Below are 18884 nucleotides of genomic sequence, written 5' to 3'. Positions count from 1 at the left end.
TAGCGCAGTCAGCGTGGGAGGGGTCGGCCAGCGTCTGTTCGAGTTCCGCGGTGGCTTGCGCAGTGTGCAAGCCGCTAGGGCGAGTTTCGTTGGACGCCCACGCTGATGAGCAACGCAGGAAACAAGCGGAAGCTAGGGTGCCCTTTCTTTTGGTTACATTTTCTTTGGGCAAGCAAAGAAAAGTAACTCGCCGAGGGGCGAAAAACAACGGTGAATCAGAGCACAGAACCATCCAAAAAACCACCAAATTACAACTCCCAGCAACTGCACCAAAGCTAAGACCTCACTTAACCTGAATGCCACCCACCTATGGCAAGAGTCACCAAAGCTGGTTACACTTAAACCATCCTGCACATGGTTGACCCACCCTGTTCACCCATGTCGCAAACACCAGGCCGGCCTGACCCTAAGCACCCGCCCGCCGGATAAAAAAGTAAAAAGTAAAAAAAGTCAGAGGATATTCATGAGCGCATTGAAGATGATATTGCTAAGCCTGCTGTTGCTAACGGATAGTGTGCATGCCGCACCTGCACCCGCCAGCGCCGCCGTCACAGTGCAATCATTCTCGCCACAAGGTGAGATCAAGGCTGTCCGCCAGGTGAGTGCGCGCTTTTCTGAAGCCATGGTGGCATTTGGTGACCCCAGGCTGGAAGCGCCTTTTGAGATCGCCTGCCCGGTCGCTGGTAACGGACATTGGGCCGATGGCCGCAACTGGCTTTATGATTTTGATGCGGACCTGCCCGCCGGGCTTAAATGCACCTTCACGCCCAAGCCTGCCTTTAAAAGCCTGACTGGCGTTGCGCTGGAAGCTAAATCTTTCAGCTTCACCACTGGTGGCCCCGCTATCCAGATCTCCCATCCTTATGAGGGCTATGGGGCGATCGATGAAGAACAAGTGTTTTTACTGGGGCTGGATGCGCTGGTCGATATGGACTCGGTGAAAAAGCACGCGGCCTGCAGCATCACGGGTGTAGGTGACCGCATTCCGCTGAAGATCATCGAAGGCAGCCAGCGCGAAAAGATCCTGGCCGAGCAGGCTGGCCGTGCCAGCAATTTCTTTCAGGTGCTGACCAAGAATGCGCGTGTGGGCATTTTGGAAGTCAAAGATAACCGGCTGAAAAATGCCAATGTCATTGTCGCCCAGTGTGACCGCAAACTGCCGGCCGGTAGCCGGTTGACATTGTGGTGGGACAAAGGCATCACCTCTACCTCAGGCATCGCCAGCTCGCGTGTTCAATCATTGCAATTTGCCGTGCGCGAGGCTTTCAAGGTGAGCGTGAATTGCACGCGCACTAACCCGAAAGCGGGCTGCGTGCCGGTGCTGCCGATCACGGTGTCGTTTACGGCGCCAGTGGCGCGTGAGCTCGCCAGCAAATTATTGCTGAAGACTGCCGATGGCAAGCAGATCGCACCGGTGATCGCCAAAGATGACACCGGCAAAACGGTGGCGGCAGTTTCATTTCGCGGGCCTTTCAGTGAAAAAACCAGCGTCAGCCTGTCGCTGCCGTACGGGTTTAAAGATGATGCAGACCGTACCCCTGTGAATGCCGCCGCCTTCCCGGTGAAACTGAACATAGCTGAAGACCCGCCGCTGATCAAGTTCCCTTCCCGCTTTGGCATTCTTGAGCAACATGCGCAGCCTGCCCTGCCGGTCAGTGTGCGCAATGTTGAAGCGACGCTGACCGGCGTACAACTGCAATCTGCCCCCTCGGCTGAGATGGCGGCCAAGACCAGTCGCGGCATGCTGGGCAGGCTGGCACTGGACGATGACGCGACGCTGGCAGAATGGTTTTTCCGCGTCACCCGTCACCCTTACGATAACCAGCTGGACAGACAGTTTGAGCAACAGCACAAGCGCTATCCGCGCGAAGGCGAGATCCCGCTACTGATGGATACCGCCAACAATGTCGGCTTCACAACCAGCCCGTTACAACTGCCACGCGCACACGGTGACAAGACCTTTGAACTGATAGGCGTGCCGCTGAAAAAACCCGGTTTTTACGTGGTCGAGTTCGCCAGCGACCGTCTCGGTGCCACCTTGCATGGCGAGCAAAAGCCCTATTACGTCTCCTCCAGCGCACTGGTCACCAATATGGCGGTACACCTGAAACAGGGCCGCGAATCTTCACTGGTGTGGGTGACACGGCTGGATAACGCGCAGCCGGTGAGCAATGCTGCGGTGCGGGTCTCCACCTGCGAAGGCCGCACGCTATGGGAAGGCAAAACCGATGGCAAAGGCATGGCGCATATCGCAGAGACACTGCCTGAAGCCTATTACAACCAGTGTTCTGGCTTGCTGGCAACGGCACGCAAGGGTGACGACCTGTCGTTTGTATTCTCCTCCTGGGATGATGGCATCAGCCCCTGGCAATTCAACCTGGGTGGTGGCTCTGGCGGCACACCGCTGATCGCGCACACGGTGTTTGACCGCCCGCTATTCCGCGCTGGCGAAAAAGTGTCCATGAAGCACTTTATCCGCGTACGCACCGGCAAAGGCTTTGCTCTGGCGGAGCAACAGCCGGATAGCATCAGCATAGTGCATGGCGGCAGTGGCGAAAAATACGATGTCGCTGTGACATGGTCAGGCACTGCCGGTCTATCGACCTGGGCCATCCCCAAAGAAGCCAAACTGGGCACTTATGCAGTGTCCATGATGGTAGGGCAACAGATGTTCTCTTCAGGCACGTTCCGCGTCGAGCAATACCGGGTGCCGCTGATGAAAGCGGTATTAAAAGCGCCGGCGCAGCCACTGGTGAATGGCAACCAGCTGGTCATCGATGCACAACTGAATTACCTGGCAGGCGGCGCTGCCGCTGGCGCACCGGTCAAATTCCGTAGCCGGCTGGTGCGCTATCCGCTGCAGTACAGCGAGTTTGAAGATTTCAGTTTTGGCGGGCGACTCCCTAAAGAAGGCATAGAAGCGGTACAACCCTATTCTTATGACCCGGAAATGGAATACGACGGCGAAAGTGTGACCGAAGATGCCTCTGCGCAAGTGAACGGCTACCCGGCAAAAACGGTGAGTCTGTCGCTGGATGGCAATGGCGGCGCCAGGGTGACTTTTGACAAGCTGCCCAGAGTGCAGGAATCACATGCGCTGGAAGTCGAAATGGAATACACCGACCCCAACGGCCAGATCCTGAATACCGCCACCCAGGCCATGGTGTTGCCTGCGGCCTTGTCTCTGGGTATCAAGATAGAAGGTTTTTTTGCCACCAAAGAGCGGCTGGCTTTCAAGGTGCTGGCAGTCGATGCCGCCGGTCAGGCATGGGCAGACCGCAAAGTGAATATAGAAGCCTATACCCGCAAGACCTACGCCTACCGCAAACGCATGCTGGGCGGATTTTATGCCTATGAACAAACCGCAGAAGTGAAGAAAGCCGGCAATGTCTGCAGCGGCACTACCGATAAGCGCGGCATGCTGGTCTGTGATGGTGCCGCGCCTGAATCCGGCGAAATCATACTGGTGGCCACCGCCCAGGATAAGCAGGGCAATATCGCCGTGGCCAGCAGTGAAGTGTATGTGGCCGACGATAACACCTGGTTTGACGCCTCGCAAAGTGACCGTATCGACCTGCTGGCCGACAAACGTGCTTATGAGCCGGGGGAGACCGCGCGCTTTGAAGTGCGCATGCCTTTCCGCAAAGCCACTGCCCTGGTCACGGTCGAGCGTGAAGGCATACTCGATTCATTCGTGGTGCCGGTCAGCGCCAGTTCACCGTTTGTCAAAGTGCCTATCGCCGGTAACTACGGCCCGAATGCCTATGTCTCGGTGATGGTGGTGCGTGGCCGTATAGACCCGGAAGTGTCCGGCCAATTCTCATGGCTGAAACGCATGATGTACCGCGTCGGCATATTCTTCGGCCTGGTCAAGAAAATGCCGGCTGAGATCGATACGCGGCCTACAGCACTGGTGGACCTGACCAAACCGGCGTTCAAGCTGGGTATGACGCAGATCCGTGTCGGCTGGCAGGCGTATAGCCTGAAAGTCAAGGTAGAGCCTGACCGCCAGGCTTACCATGTACGCGACAAGGCTCGCGTGAAACTGACCGTGACCGACCCGGCAGGCAAACCGGCTGCCAATGCCGAAGTGGCGCTGGCAGCGGTGGATGAAGGCCTGTTGCAACTGGCAAGACCGCAATCGTGGAATCTGCTGGAAACCATGATGGAGCGGCGCGCGCTAGAAGTGCGCACTTCGACCGCGCAGTCACAAGTGATAGGCAAGCGCCATTTCGGCAAGAAAGCCGTCGCGCCTGGCGGTGGCGGTGGCCAGGGCGCCAATGCGCGCGAACTGTTTGATACCCTGCTGTTGTGGAAACCCAGCCTGAAACTGGATGCGCGCGGCCAGGCGGTGGTCGATGTGCCGTTGAATGATTCTTTGACTTCGTTCCGCATTGCGGCGATCGCTCACGCTGGCAGCTCGCGTTTTGGCACTGCCTCTACCCTGATCCGTAGCGGCCAGGAAGTGATGCTGTTCTCCGGCTTGCCGCCGTTCGTGCGCGAAGGCGACCAGTTCAATGCCATGGTCACGGTGCGCAACGGCGCTGAACGGGATCTGACACTGGATGTGGCATTGACGGATGACGTCAGCAAAACACCCAGGATGCAGCGTATCAGCCTGAAACCGGGCCTGGGCGCCAGCCTGGCTTTCCCTATCAACGTGCCGCTGAATATAGATAAGCTAGCCTGGACTATCAATGCTAAAGAAGTCAGCAGCGGCAAGCAGCAAACAGCGGCGCAGGATACGCTGAAGATCACACAGCAGGTCGGTGCTGCCGTTCCCGTACGCATCTACCAGCAGACTTTGCAGCAACTGAATGCAGAAGCGCAAACCGATGCGCCATGGGCATTCTCCGTGCAGCAACCGGCAGGCGCTATCGCCGGACGCGGTGGTATAGCTATCCAGCTGACCCGCTCACTGGCGGGCAACCAGGACGGCCTGCGTGAATGGATGGCCAGCTATCCTTACTCCTGCCTGGAACAGCGCGCTTCGATCGCGATCACGCTGGAAAACGAGGACAGGTGGAACCAGGTGATGAACAGCCTGCCCGCGCACCTGGATCAGGATGGCCTGGCCAGATACTTCGCCATAGACTGGTTGCGCGGGGATGATACGCTGACCAGTTATTTGCTGCGTATCGCCGATGAGGCGCACTACAGTATCCCGGAAGGGCCGCGCGAGCGCATGCTGAAAGCGCTGGAAGACTTTGTCGCCGGCCGTATACACCGTTACGGCAGCCTGCAATCGGCCGACCTCACCCTGCGCAAACTGACGGCGATCGACGCCCTGGCCAGGTATGAGCGGGCGCGTCCGGCCATGCTGGAGTCACTGGAGATCAGCCCCAACTTGTGGCCCAGCTCGGGAGTGATAGACTGGATATCGATATTGCAACGGTTGCCGGAGATCGCCGGGCATGTCGACCAGCTGAAACAGGCGCGCCAGATCCTGCAATCACGGCTGATGTTCTCCGGCACCACCATGAATTTTTCCACCGAAAAGCAGGATTACCTGTGGTGGCTGATGGAGTCACCCGACCTGAATGCAGTGCGGGCACTGCGCCTGCTGGCAGAAGACCCGGACATGGAAGCAGCCGATGTAGGCCGTCTCGCCCGTGGTGCGATCTCCCGCCAGACCAACGGCCACTGGAGCACCACTGTCGCCAATGCCTGGGGGGCAGTCGCCCTGCGTTACTTCCAGGCACATTTTGAGAAAATACCAGTGGCGGGCACTACCCAGCTCAAGCTGGGCGAGCAGGCGCGATCACTGGACTGGGCAGAGGCCAAAACCGCTGCACAACAGGACCCGACCCATATTGACCCGACCCATATTGACCCGCACCATAGTGACCCGACCAGTGGCACACCCATGGGCGCAGGCTTGTCCACGCATTTTGCCTGGCCCAAAGCCTCCACCCCGCTTTCCATACAGCATATGGGTGCAGGCAAGCCGTGGGCATTCGTCACCTCAAAAGCCGCCCTGCCGCTGGAGAAACCTCTGTTTGCCGGCTATAGACTCAAGCGCAGCGTCACTGCCATAGAGCAGAAAACCCGTGGCCTGTGGCAACGCGGCGACACCTACCGTGTGCAACTGGAGATAGACGCGCAAAGCGATATGACCTGGGTGGTGGTGAATGACCCGGTGCCTGCAGGCGCAACCATCCTGGGCAGCGGCCTGGGTGGCGATTCCAGCCAGCTGGCTGCCGGAGAAAAGCAAGCCGGCTGGCAGCGTCCGGCATTTGAAGAACGCGCGTTCGATGGTTTCCGTGCTTATTACGCCTATGTTCCCAAAGGCAAATTCAGCATTGAATACACGGTGCGCCTGAACAATGCCGGCCGTTTTGCCATGCCAGCCAGCCGCGTCGAGGCCATGTATGCGCCGGAGATATTTGCCGAGGTGCCTGTGCCAGCCATGGAAGTTAAAACCGGGACACAGTCCCGGTGACGCGCAAGCAAACGCTGCTGGCAGCACTGACCCTTGCAGTCATTGTTGCCAGTGGCTGGGTGTTTCTCACGCCTACCCCCAGTTTTGAGCAAGCCAGGTCTGCCACCCGCAGTTCAGAAGCGGTGTTGCTGGACCGCCATGGCGTAGTCCTGCAACGCCTGCGCCTGGATAAACAGCGCCGCATGCTGGAATGGATAGCATTGCAGGATATCTCGCCCAGCTTGCAGCAAGCGGTGCTGGTGGCCGAAGACAAACGCTTTTACCAGCATGCAGGTGTAGATCTGCTGGCTGCCGGTTCTGCCTGGCTGGATAACCTGCAGCGTACGCGCGCCCGGGGTGCCAGCACCATCACCATGCAACTGGCCAAGCTGCTGAACCAGGCGGCTGCGAATTCAGCACAAAATGGCTGGGCAGCCAAACTTGGTCAGATACGCATGGCGCTGGCGCTTGAACTGCACTGGAGCAAAGCGCAGATACTTGAAGCCTACCTCAATAGCGTGACATTTCGCGGTGAGCTGGTCGGCATTGATGCCGCCGCCAGAGGTCTGCTGGCAAAAGGCCCGAATGGTCTGGATAGCATGGATGCCGCCATCCTGGCGTCGCTGATCAGGTCACCCGGCGCTGCACGCAGCCGGCTGGCCAAACGCGCCTGCGCGACCTTGCAGGCGATGCCAGCCAGCATGCATCTCCCGGCAAAAAAACAGCCCTGCCTGGAGGTGACGCTGCGTACCGCGCTGCTGCCCTCGCGCCCGTTCCCTATCCCCGGCATAGACGATGCCCCGCATCTGGCGCGGCACTTGCTGACCCACAATGGCGAACGCATAAAAAGCAGCATAGATGCCAGTTTGCAGCGTTTTGCCCGTGATACCCTGCGCACCCACCTGGCGCAGCTGGCAGAGCAAAACGTGGAAGACGGCGCCGTGGTGGTGCTGGATAACCATAGTGGCGAAGTGCTGGCCTATGTCGGCTCCAGCGGTGACCTGTCCGGCGCGGCAGAAGTCGATGGCGTGTCGGCCTTGCGTCAGCCTGGCTCTACCCTGAAACCATTTCTGTATGCACTGGCGATAGACCAGGGCTGGCTGAATGCCAGTTCGGTACTCGACGACTCACCTCTGGCATTGACCACGCCTAGCGGCCTGTATATTCCGCAGGATTACGACAGACACTTTCAGGGCGCAGTCAGCGTGCGCACGGCGCTAGGGGCGTCACTGAATGTGCCGGCCATCCGCACCCTGACGCTGGTAGGTGTAGACCCTTTTCTTGAGACGCTCAGAGGTCTGGGCCTGAACAGCCTGACGCGCGATGCCGAGCATTACGGTTTTGGCCTGGCACTCGGCGGCGCAGAATCCAGTTTACTGCAACTGAGCAATGCCTATCGCGTACTGGCCAACGGCGGCGTCTGGCAAGAGGTCACGTTCAGCCCTGGCGGCCAGATGGCGACAGCCGCCAGCAACAAAAAACAGCTATTCAGCCCGCAAGCCAGTTTTATCATAGGCGATATCCTGGCTGACCCGGGCGCACGCACCATCACTTTCGGCCTTTCCAGCCCGCTTTCCACCCGCACCTGGGCGGCGGTGAAAACCGGCACCAGCAAGGCCATGCGCGATAACTGGGCCATAGGTTACACAGACCGTTACACGGTAGGCGTCTGGGTAGGTAATTTTTCCGGGGCGCCGATGTGGGATGTGTCCGGCATCACCGGCGCTGCACCAGTCTGGCGTGACATTATTGAATATCTGCACCAGTCCCGCCACAGCCAGCAACCCGCCGCGCCAGCCGGGGTACTGCAGCAGCAAGTACGCTACCAGCCTGCCATAGAATCACCCAGGCAGGATTGGGTGATTCTACCCAGGCAGACAGCACAGACACCCGCCCAGCAGAACCTTGCCAGTCAGACCTACGCCAGTCAGACCTCCGCTAATCAGACTCCCGCTAATCAGACTATAGTCGTCAATGTCACGCCGTCATCCGCCACCCTGATCGCGCCGCCGGATTCGGCCATTATTGCGCCTGACCCGGATATCCCGCAGCCACGGCAGGCCTTGTTATTGCAGTCTGGCGGCAGTGGCAGATCCTGTCTGCTACTGGATGATAAAGCCGTGGCTGCGTGCGGAAAAAGCAAAGCCCTGGTGCCATTACCATTACCAGGCAAGCACAGGCTGACGCTGACCGACGCACATGGCAAACTGCTGGATACGCATACCTTTGAGGTGCGTGGGCTGCAGGTGCCTGGCAAACCAAAATAGCGCAAGTTGCAACCCTTATGTCCCCGGCATCAGCAATAGATGATTTAGATGCACGGTTTTAAATACACAGCTGCCAGAACCATTCTGTACAATGTCTTATCCAACCACCATATCCGACCAGTAGTCAGCAAGGAGCACGCATGTTTAAACTGAAAAAATGGTTATGGACACACTGGCAGCAGCTGTTAGGCACTGACCGCGCCTACGCCAGATACCTGGCCCATTTCAATCGCTACCAGACGCAGGCGGGAGATGATGAGTTGCAGCAGTCGTTAAATCTCAAGCCTATGAGCAGGGAAGCATTTGAGCAGGCCTGGCAGAAAAAGACACTCAAGCCTGCTGGCAAGTCGTGTGGCTGTAGCTCGGGTGGTTGTCACTGAACATTCTGATCTGCTTGTCGCCAGCTCATTAAAACCGCCAGCAATTAAAGTCGTTAGCCGTTAAAAAGCCGCATTGCTATGCGGCTTTTTGTTTGGTGACTGCCCACAGACAGTGCATTAAAACAGCGAATCCATATGCGATTTGAAATAGCGTGTCGCACACAGACCCAGCGGAGTGTAGTGTTTGGCGGGTGACATCCAGTCGACTAAAAAGTGCATCAGTTTCTGCTCGTCATCTATGCCATGCACATGGCGCTCGAAGGCGAGCTGGTCCTGGTTAAAGTCGTTTGCCTGGCGCAACTGGTGTGTGAGTTTATGGCCAGACTTGAAGTCGTAGACATTGCCATATTGTTTGTGGCGCGCCTCATCCTGGGCGAGCGCCTGTTTCTCTACCATACGCCATGGTCTACCCAAACGTGCCAGCATGGGCAGTGACTCTATCGCCTCACCGGCGATCCAGTCATAGATCACCTGCTGTTCATAGCCGGTGAATACGCCGAACATGGGCGCCTTGTCGCCGGCGATCACTTTCCAGAAAGGGCTGTCTTCGGGATTGTGGTGGCGTTTCACCCAGCCGGTTTTTTCCATCTCATGTAAAAATACGGCGACCTGGTCCTGGTCTTTCAGCCAGTCATTGACTGTTCTGCCACCTATCACGCATCTATCCGAATGCATGAACTGGCCTATATTGGCTTTGCTTTGCAATATGCGCACCACTTCGCCCTGCAGGTCGAACTGCTTGATGATATCCAGGGTGCTCAGACCCACATCATTCAATTTCACACCGGCGATCACGCGCTGCATATAGTCAGCCGAGTCAGCAAACACCGGCATGGCTTCACGCACCGCATCTATCGCGGCACGCGCGTGGCCAGACTGGGCGTTATCAATGGTGGTGTGCAGAGTGAAATAATAGGGGTCTATATTCAGCTCTTTCAGCTCATAAGCCGTGATCAGCAGATGCAGCGGCAGTTGCTCGTAGCCCAGGTTAAAACCGATGACTTCAGGCAAATGGCTATCCGTATGCGCTGCCAACGCCAACTGGATAGCACCCTGGGTGAAAAACTGTTCATCGAGGTTTTTCCAGTCTTCACACGCATTCAGTTTTAACAGTTTGCGGTAAAGCACGACGTGATTCATGGCTTCTACGCCATCACCCAGCTCTTCCAGGTAGATCTTGAGCAATGAAGCCAGCCTGGGGTCTTGCCAGTGCTTCATCAGGCCATACAGCCATGAACCATCCACCAGTTTGGTCGGCGCGACTGCGCGCAGAAAAAACAATGCTTGCGATTTGCTGCGGAAATACCGTCTGGGCTGGCCGGCTTTTCGGGCGGCCAGGTATTCTCGATACTGGCGGCCAACCATCTGGTTATGCTCTGCCAGCCAGATGTCTAACTGCGCCATAGTCGCCGGCATGCCGGTCGCATGGCTGTTCGTCTCGCTCAGTTGTCTGGCCAGAAAACCGGCACTCTCTGCCTTGGTTCTGGCAGATTGCTCAGCTTCTAACATTGAGAAGTAAATCGATTTTGCAGACCAGTGCCTGACTGTTTCCTGTGGTCTTCCGATTTCTATATGCACACCAGACATAGTGAACGCCTTTGATTGATCAAGACAGTAAGTTACGCAGTTAACGCTGAATCCCCTATCAGACAATCATGGAGAAACATGTAGGAATGCGCTTATTAAAACAATGGCAGACTTCTGTTAAGCTGATATGTCATTACTTCTTGTCATTGCCAAAGGATGTCACCGTGACAGCGCAAGTCCATGATTCAACCGCCCGCGAACCGTTAGAAAAGCTGTTAGGCATCTTGTATGCGCGCGGCTACCAGTTTGTCACGGTCACGCCGACCACGCATAAACTGGTCAATCAGCGGCCTGCGAATGCCTGGGCCAGCCACCTGCATGATGTGTTCGGCTGGAACCGCCCTTTCACCAAAGAGATCGTAGGCGTGGAGATTTTAGAGCTGCTGCAAGCCGCTGAGGTGTTACGCCCGGTAGACAAAGGCTGGCAGTCGCTGGTGCGCGTCTCCAGCGTGGCCGACAAATTATTTTTGCATTCCGGCTTTCCCACCGATGCGCAGGACGCGGTGTTTTTTGGCCCGGATACCTACCGCTTCATCAATGCCATGTACGGCGCCCTGGCGACCCTGCCGGGCAAAGTGCAGCGTTGTGTCGATATAGGCACTGGCTCGGGCGTAGGCGCTATCCTGCTGGCAGAAGCACTGCCTTACGCTGCGATCTGGGGCGTGGATATCAATGAAAAAGCATTGTCTTTTGCGCACACCAATGCCAAAGCCAGCAGTATCGCCAACGTGCATTTTCAGTACAGCAACCTGTTGCAGGATTTGCAAGGCGAGTTTGACCTGATCATTGCCAACCCGCCCTACCTGGTCGACCCCGCCGCCAGAGCTTACCGCCATGGCAGCGGCCCACTGGGTGCGCAACTTTCTCTGGATATCGTTCAGGCCGCCTTGGCCCGCCTGGCACCCGGCGGCAGCCTGATGCTGTATACCGGCGTCGCCATCGTTGACGGTCATGACCCGTTTCTGGAAGCAGTGAAACAGATGACCAAACACGCTGGCTGCACCTACCAGTACACCGAGATAGACCCGGATATATTCAGTGAAGAACTGTCTACCGCAGCCTATGCCAGGGCAGACAGGATCGCGGCGGTCTGGTTGCTGGTGAGCAGACCCACGCTTGAAGCAGACACTTTATTGCAGCTGATCAGCACGGTGGCTGAACCGTAAGCTGCGCCAGTATATATACAACCTCTTTTAATCTTCTGGCCTATCTTTTTCAACACCAGGGATAACAGGTAGCCGTTTCAACGCCAGCGATAACAGATAGACTCGGCAATCAAACTCATACTGCATATAGTTGGGTTCCATATGCTGGCATAGCTGGTAAAACGCTTTGTCGTGATCCCGTTCTTTCAGATGGGCGAGTTCATGCACCACTATCATGGTCAGGAATTCAGTCGGCGTGTCTTTGAAAAAAGCTGAGATGCGGATTTCTTTTTTGGCTTTGAGCTTGCCGCCCTGCACGCGCGAGATGGCGGTATTCAAGCCCAGAGTCTGCTTCTCCACCGTCAGCCGGTTATCGAAATACACTTTATCCAGCAGCGGCGCATTTTTCAGGTAGCGCTGCTTGAGCTCGCTGCAAAAGTCATACAGGGCTTTATCACTTTGAATAGTATGCGCTTGTGGATAGCGCTGGCTGATATAGTGCCCCAGCTTGTCTTGCGTATGCAATTGCAATATCTGCGCATGCATATGGCCGGGGTATCCGGGGAAATATTGTTGGATCAGCAGCAAAGACATGCCGCTATTTTAGGCCAGCGGGCATGCTTCACAAAACAAACCTGCAAAAATAGCTGCTTACATCGAGAAATCAGACGAGAGATCCATGGTGTTGGGGCCTGCTGCTGGCTGGTAGGTAGAAGTTTCTGCAGGGTGCGCGGCCTGCCAGGTTTGGTAAGCCGCCTGGTCTGGCCCACTCAGGCGCTGGATATCATCCGCACTCAGGCTGTCAAAAGTGCGGCCATCGCTGGTAGCGACACTGCTTGCTGTATCAGCGGCGTGAATATCGACTGCCACCAGCAGCATGAGTAGCATGCCCATGAATGTTGTTCTCACCATTGCCTCCCTGGCCTGTAACACGAGCCCTCAGCTTAAGCGAGTGGTATGCGATCAACAATAGGAAAGATTCATTGCTGACAGTTTTTTAACCGTCACGCCACCTTGCCCGGCAGCAGCATTTCGGAAGCCACCAGACCGGGCGTCACCAGATCTGCGGTCACGCTACGCTCGTCCAGGTAATTCTGTATATGCTCTTGCGCCATCGGTTTGGAATAGAAATAACCCTGGATCAGCTGGCAACCCATCTGCTGCAGAAACTGCACCTGGCTCGCAGTTTCCGCACCTTCGGCCACGCATTCCACCTGCATGCCCTGGCACAGTGCCAGTATGGAACGCACTATGGTCTGGCTGGTGGGGTTGGTTTCAATATCCTTGATAAAACTGCGGTCTATCTTGAGTTTATCCAGCGGCAAGTTTTGCACATGACTGAGACTGGAGTAGCCGGTACCAAAATCATCCAGGGCTATCCTGGCGCCCGACTGACGTAGCAGCTCAATATTATCCTTGGCGGTGGTAAAGTCTTGCAGCAAGGCGGTTTCGGTCACTTCAAACACAAACCGTGAGGGATGGATACGGCTCTGCGCCACCATGTAGATCAGTTCTTCTATCACCGCCTTGTTGGTCACATCATAGGCAGAAAGGTTGAATGACAGCCGGATATGCGCAGGCCAGGTGCCCATGACGATAATAGATTTCTGGAACATCAGGCGCGTCAGATCCGAAATGATGCCCAGGCTCTCTGCTACACCGATAAATACCGCGGGCGGCACTATCCCTATAGTGGGGCTGTTCCAGCGCGCCAGGCTTTCAAAAGAGCTGATAGTGCCGCTATTGACATTGACGATAGGCTGAAACACCGGGAACAGCTCTGCTTCCAGATCGGCAGCGCGCAAGGCCTGGTCGACTTTATTCAGGTGCTGGCGCTCTTCTTCCAGCGTCTGCGAGTAAATTTCCATGCTGCCACGGCCAGTGCGTTTGACATGGTAAAGCGCAAAATCTGCATGTTCGTACAGCTCCTGCGCGGTATCCTTGGTGTTAGAGAACACGCAGGCACCAATAGAGGCCTTGATGCTGATGAGTATGCCATCTGCAATGATAGGTTGCGAGATCACGCGATTCACTTCTTTGCCTATCTGCCTGAGTATCATATGCTGGGGATCTGTCACCACCTGGAAGGCGAACTCATCGCCGCCCAGACGATAAAACTGCACGCCAGCGATCTTGATACGCGCCAGGCGTGCGCCCATTTCGGTCAGCACCAGGTCACCGATATGGTGGCCATACACATCATTCACCGGCTTGAAATTGTCGAGATCCACAATACCCACGGCAAAGCGGTCTGCGGTTCTTTTGGCACGGGCCAGTTGCTGCTCCACATGCATAAAGAACTGGCGGCGGTTAGGCAGGTGGGTTAAGGCATCCAGGTTAGCCAGGCGCTGGTTCTCCTCCAGCAGGCTATGCGTTTCGTATGTGGCATTCACCAGCCGGTCAAACACATTGGTGCTGGCGCGCATGGCGAATAGCATACCGACTTCAAACACCAGCACCAGGCCAGCCAGTACATAGGGATGCTCAAAATCGCCCATAAAAATGCAGACCAGGGCGGCAGAGATGAGCAGGAAATTATAGATGAATGCCGCCAGGCCGATCTTGCTCAGGATAAAAGCAAAGCACAGCCCGAACAAGGTCATGTAAATAATGAGGAAATAATGGCCGAAACTATCGGTGTGGTTAAACAGGTATAAACTGCGGAAAAAAGTCACTACGCCGGAAAACACTAATACGATGGAAGCAGCGCGCAATCGCCAGCGCACTTTGTCTATGCCCGGATTATCCTCCCGGTGCCAGAACCAGTAGATAAACAGCATGGCAGCCAGGGTCATCCTCACCATAGGCATCGCCACCGACACACGCCAGTCTATGCCATCCTGCAGGGCGACCACCTGGATAGCCGTTGCACTCAACCCGGCGAAGATCACCACAGGCACATCGGCCATCAGGCTACGATACCTGGCTAGCAGAAGTTCTGGACTTGTTGTTTTAGAAAAAGGCATTTTTTAAATTCATTTCTGGTTGCCCAATATTAATTAGCATCAATTTAATTTAATCTTGCGGTGACAGGCAGATTTTCGGCTCTATTCTCAATTGGTTTATTGTTCAAGCGCCTGAATCATACGCTCTCAGGCATGCCGCAGGCAGATTTTCCTGCAAACCGGGCAAACCAGCGTCAGCGTTTCGGTAAGCCTGTCCTACAAGATAATACGCAGCTTGCTGATAGGGCAGATGAGCAAACCGTTATTAAATTAAACGGCTATGCATATATTTGTGTAGCAGCATGGACTTAATAACAATAACTGCCCTGGCGGAAGACCCTGTGACCAAACACAGGCATCAACCAAGGCCCCTACCATGAGCACACCACCTAGCATAAGCACAGCACCTACCATAAGCACAGCACTGGCCTCGCCTGTCACCTACGACCCCGCCTACGAAATACCCGAGCAGGATGAGCAGCAGACCATACAGGCGCTGGTCAGCACGCTGCAAAGCATCAGTGATGTCACGGCCAGAGATTCTGGCCATGGTTACCGTAGTGTGCATGTCAAAAGCCATGGCGTGCTCAGGGGCAATCTGACTGTGGCCCCCGGCCTGCCGCCTGAATTGAAGCAAGGCATCTTTGGCTATGAACAGGTTTACGAAACGGTGATCAGGCTTTCTACCAGCCCTGGCGACTTTCTGGCTGACAGCGTCTCCACACCCAGAGGCTTTGCCGTGAAAGTGATAGGCGTGCAGGGCGAGCGGCTGCAAGGTGACGCCGCTGATAACACGCAGGATTTTCTGCTGGTGACTGGCCCGGCATTTTTGAATAAAGATGCCAAAGGTTTTTTATCCGGCTTGAAGTTACTGGCGAAAACCACCAACCGATTTCCCGAATTCAAAAAAGTGATCTCAGCCGTGTTGCGTGGCTTAGCCAGGCTGGTTGAAAGCCTGGGTGGTGAGAGTGCCACCCTCAAAGCCATGGGCGGCTACCCCGAGACCCATATCCTGGGAGAACAGTTTTTTACCCAGGTGCCGGTGCTGTACGGACCTTACATGGCAAAACTGTCAGTGCGGCCCGCCAGCTCTGGCTTGCGCGCCCTGATTGGCAAACATTTGAATAGCAGGGATGACCCGCATGCATTGCGGCAGGCTGTGAATGCTTTCTTTGCCACCCATGCTGGTCAGTGGGAGGTTTTGGTGCAACTATGCAGAAACCTGGACACCATGCCGATTGAAGATGCTGCAGCGGTATGGCCAGAGCATGAGAGCCCTTACCTGAAAGTAGCGACCATAGATGTGAAACCGCAAAAAGCCTGGGATGACAAACTGACGCCGCCTATCGAAGACAAGCTGGCGTTCAGTCCGTGGAACGGTATCGCAGCGCATAGGCCCCTGGGTTCGGTGATGCGTGCCCGCAAACTGACTTACCAGCATTCCAGCAGTTTCCGCCGGCAAATGAATGGTTGCCCCATGCACGAGCCCCAGTCTACCCAACAGTTATAAAGTCTAGCCTACAGTTGTTCTATTCAGCAGCTGTAAATGCAAAAGCCACACTAAAAGTGTGGCGCTTTGTGTTGGCTGAAATGGGTGTTGGCTGCAATTGCCTGTTTGCAGAAATGGCTTATCTGTTAAAGGCTGGCAGAATAAGCGCCATAACGTACGCCTCGCACCAGTGAGATCGGCGTTTCTTCAAACTCGTTCTGGTATGACTTGACCAGCACCTCAGCATGCTTGAGCTGCAATTCAAACTTGGCTACATCGGTGGGCGTCAGCGTGTCACACGCTTCCATGGATTTATAAGTCAGGCTCAGATAGATATCTGGCTCTATAAGCAACTCAAAGCACTGCCCATAAGTCGAGGCGCAACTGACATCAGATTGCCTGAAGCCCAGCGTTCTTGCATTGCGGCAAGCGGTGAACCAGTAACGTTCTTTACAAGCCTGATCTATTGAAAGCCTTAACTCTTCAAAAATCTCGTCTGCAAATTCAATAGATGTCAGCATATGTTACAACCCGTCCGATAGCATTTGGATTAATTAATTTTTAGCTATTCTAGGGCCAGGGCCGGTTTTTGATTGCAGGCAAAGCGCTGATTCTGAAGTAAGACTTTTCTGACAGATAACGCTGACAGCATTATCAGAATCCGGCGTCTTTTTTCCTGTTCAGTGATTGTATAGATTCTCCTACATTGCCCTGCCTGACAAAACAGGCTCAAGCCCTTAACGACCAATGCCGGAGAGTACCATCATGTCATCTGCCAGCCCGCAAACCAACTCAGAAACTAATTTGGACCCTCTACCCGGCATGGGTGCCATCCCGCACGCGCATGGCGTGGCATTCCGCGTGTGGGCGCCACATGCAGACCACGTGTCTGTCATAGGCTCGTTTAACGATTGGCAGGCAGCCACGGATGCCTGTGTGCATGAGGAAAATGGCTACTGGTATGCTGACCTCTCCCACGCCAAACCGGGCGATGAATATAAATTCCATATCATCAACGGCGAGCAGCAACTAGAGCGCATAGACCCTTATGCCAAGATAGTCACCAACTCGGTCGGCAGCGGCGTGATCCCGCCGCTGGATCTGTTCGAGCCGCCGCACAGCCAGTTCGAGATGCCGGCCTGGAATGATCTGGTGATCTACGAGATGCATATAGGCACTTTCCACGCCAAGGATGGCCAGGTCGGCAACTTTGATACCGCCATAGAGCGCCTGCCACACCTCAAGGCGCTGGGCATCAATGCGGTCGAGATCATGCCTATCGCCGAGTTTGCCGGCGATTACTCATGGGGCTACAACCCTGCCCACCCATATGCGATCGAAAGCGCCTATGGCGGCGCCGAAGGCTTCAAACGCTTTTTAGCCGCCGCACACGAGGCGGGCATCGCCGTCATTGTCGACGTGGTCTACAACCACTTTGGCCCTTCCGATATCAGCCTGTGGCAGTTTGACGGCTGGAGCGAGGATAACAAAGGCGGCATCTATTTCTACAACGACTGGCGTTCCACCACACCGTGGGGAGACACCCGCCCGGATTATGGCCGCGGCGAAGTGCGCCAGTATATTTTTGATAACGCCATGATGTGGCTGGGCGACTATCACGCCGATGGCCTGCGTTATGACATGACCCTGTATATCCGCAGTGTAGAGGCCGATGCGCAGGACCTGATCGCCGAGGGCTTCAGCCTGTTACAATGGATCAATCACGAAGTGCAGATCCGCCACCCCGGCAAGATCACCATTGCCGAAGACCTGCAAAACAGCCCTGAACTCACCCGGACCAAAGAAGACGGTGGGGCCAATTTCAGCAGTCAGTGGGACGCAGGCTTTGTACACCCTATCCGGCAAGTGCTGATAGAAGCGGACGACGCCAACCGCTCTATGGCCAGCGTGCGCGATGCTCTGCTCAACCAATACAACCAGGATGCTTTCCAGCGCGTGGTCTACACCGAATCACACGACGAGGTCGCCAATGGCAAACAGCGTCTGGTGTCAGAGATAGACCCCAGCGAGCACCCCAACCGCTATGCGATCAAGCGTTCCAGCCTGGGCGCTGCACTGGTGCTCACCGCCCCTGGCATCCCCATGCTGTTCCAGGGCCAGGAATTCCTGCGTGACCAGTGGTTCCGTGATGACCGCCCTATAGACTGGCAGCGTGCTGAAGACTATGCCGACATCACCGGCATGTACCGTGACCTGATCAATTTACGCTTGAACCGGGCTGGCCATTCCGCCGGCCTGAGCGGGCAACATACCGCGGTCTACCATGTTAACGACAGCGACAAACTCATCGCCATGCATCGCTGGAAAGAAGGCGGCTGCGGCGACGATGTGGTGGTGGTATTCAACTTTGCCGAAGGCCGCAAGGAAAACTACGTCATCGGTCTGCCGCAAGGCGGCGAGTGGAAATTGCGCTTTAACAGCGACGCCACGCTTTACAACCAGGAAATGGATGAGACGCCTTCTGGCGACATCACCGCCAATGAGCAAGCTCTGGACGGTTATGGATTTTCAGCGCCGCTGACCATAGGCGCTTATGCCTGCCTGATTTATACCCAGGATAAATAAGCCATCATCGTTGATCGCACAGGGCCAGCAAACGCTTGCTGTGACTAAGGCTTAGGCCTACAGT

Annotated in this window: 11 protein-coding genes; 6 read left to right on the top strand and 5 right to left on the bottom strand. The window is 55.7% G+C overall.

Annotation, left to right across the window (positions count from 1 at the left end; translation table 11 throughout):
* The first annotated feature begins 463 nt into the window (after nt 1-463).
* From ACT6RZ_RS09455 to ACT6RZ_RS09445, 3 genes are all read left to right on the top strand, one after another.
* Nucleotides 464-6442, top strand: coding sequence for an alpha-2-macroglobulin family protein (locus ACT6RZ_RS09455; RefSeq protein ID WP_444701869.1), 5979 nt, complete (start codon nt 464-466; stop codon nt 6440-6442).
* Entirely contained in the window at nt 6439-8688 is a 2250-nt protein-coding gene (gene pbpC, locus ACT6RZ_RS09450) for a penicillin-binding protein 1C (protein ID WP_444701868.1), read from the top strand. Before ACT6RZ_RS09455 ends, pbpC begins: the two co-directional genes overlap by 4 nt.
* Before the next feature lie 140 nt (nt 8689-8828).
* On the top strand, nt 8829-9068 hold the full coding sequence (locus ACT6RZ_RS09445) for a hypothetical protein (protein ID WP_444701867.1): 240 nt from the start codon (nt 8829-8831) through the stop codon (nt 9066-9068).
* A 117-nt stretch (nt 9069-9185) separates the two neighbouring features.
* Here ACT6RZ_RS09445 and ACT6RZ_RS09440 read toward each other — a convergent pair whose 3' ends face one another.
* Nucleotides 9186-10655, bottom strand: a complete 1470-nt coding sequence (locus ACT6RZ_RS09440) for an iron-containing redox enzyme family protein (RefSeq protein WP_444701866.1) — start codon at nt 10653-10655, stop codon at nt 9186-9188.
* A gap of 164 nt (nt 10656-10819) precedes the next feature.
* On the opposite strand from ACT6RZ_RS09440, the gene ACT6RZ_RS09435 reads away from it, so the two are divergent.
* Complete coding sequence (locus ACT6RZ_RS09435) at nt 10820-11821, top strand: methyltransferase (protein ID WP_444701865.1); 1002 nt, start codon at nt 10820-10822, stop codon at nt 11819-11821.
* Nucleotides 11822-11848: 27 nt separating this feature from the next.
* Here the strand turns inward: ACT6RZ_RS09435 and ACT6RZ_RS09430 are convergent, their stop codons facing one another.
* The 3 genes from ACT6RZ_RS09430 to ACT6RZ_RS09420 all read right to left on the bottom strand — a co-directional run bounded on the left by ACT6RZ_RS09430 (nt 11849) and on the right by ACT6RZ_RS09420 (nt 14766).
* Nucleotides 11849-12394, bottom strand: a complete 546-nt coding sequence (locus ACT6RZ_RS09430) for a YgjP-like metallopeptidase domain-containing protein (protein WP_444701864.1) — start codon at nt 12392-12394, stop codon at nt 11849-11851.
* 57 nt (nt 12395-12451) lie between these two features.
* A complete protein-coding gene (locus tag ACT6RZ_RS09425; protein ID WP_444701863.1) occupies nt 12452-12709 on the bottom strand; it encodes a hypothetical protein in 258 nt (85 codons plus the stop codon).
* A 95-nt stretch (nt 12710-12804) separates the two neighbouring features.
* Complete coding sequence (locus ACT6RZ_RS09420; protein ID WP_444701862.1) at nt 12805-14766, bottom strand: putative bifunctional diguanylate cyclase/phosphodiesterase; 1962 nt, start codon at nt 14764-14766, stop codon at nt 12805-12807.
* 355 nt (nt 14767-15121) lie between these two features.
* Between ACT6RZ_RS09420 and ACT6RZ_RS09415 the strand changes: the two genes are divergently transcribed.
* The gene (locus tag ACT6RZ_RS09415; protein WP_444701861.1) at nt 15122-16255 is read left to right on the top strand and encodes a catalase family protein; all 1134 of its coding nucleotides are present in this window, start codon (nt 15122-15124) and stop codon (nt 16253-16255) included.
* 125 nt (nt 16256-16380) lie between these two features.
* On the opposite strand, the gene ACT6RZ_RS09410 is transcribed toward ACT6RZ_RS09415, so the two are convergent.
* Complete coding sequence (locus ACT6RZ_RS09410) at nt 16381-16755, bottom strand: hypothetical protein (RefSeq protein ID WP_444701860.1); 375 nt, start codon at nt 16753-16755, stop codon at nt 16381-16383.
* Nucleotides 16756-16999: 244 nt separating this feature from the next.
* On the opposite strand from ACT6RZ_RS09410, the gene ACT6RZ_RS09405 reads away from it, so the two are divergent.
* Complete coding sequence (locus ACT6RZ_RS09405) at nt 17000-18820, top strand: alpha-amylase family glycosyl hydrolase (protein WP_444701859.1); 1821 nt, start codon at nt 17000-17002, stop codon at nt 18818-18820.
* Nucleotides 18821-18884 lie beyond the last annotated feature (64 nt).

This window comes from Methylophilus sp. (assembly GCF_052437885.1).
Lineage (GTDB): Bacteria > Pseudomonadota > Gammaproteobacteria > Burkholderiales > Methylophilaceae > Methylophilus.
This window is presented reverse-complemented; position numbering and strand designations above follow the sequence as displayed.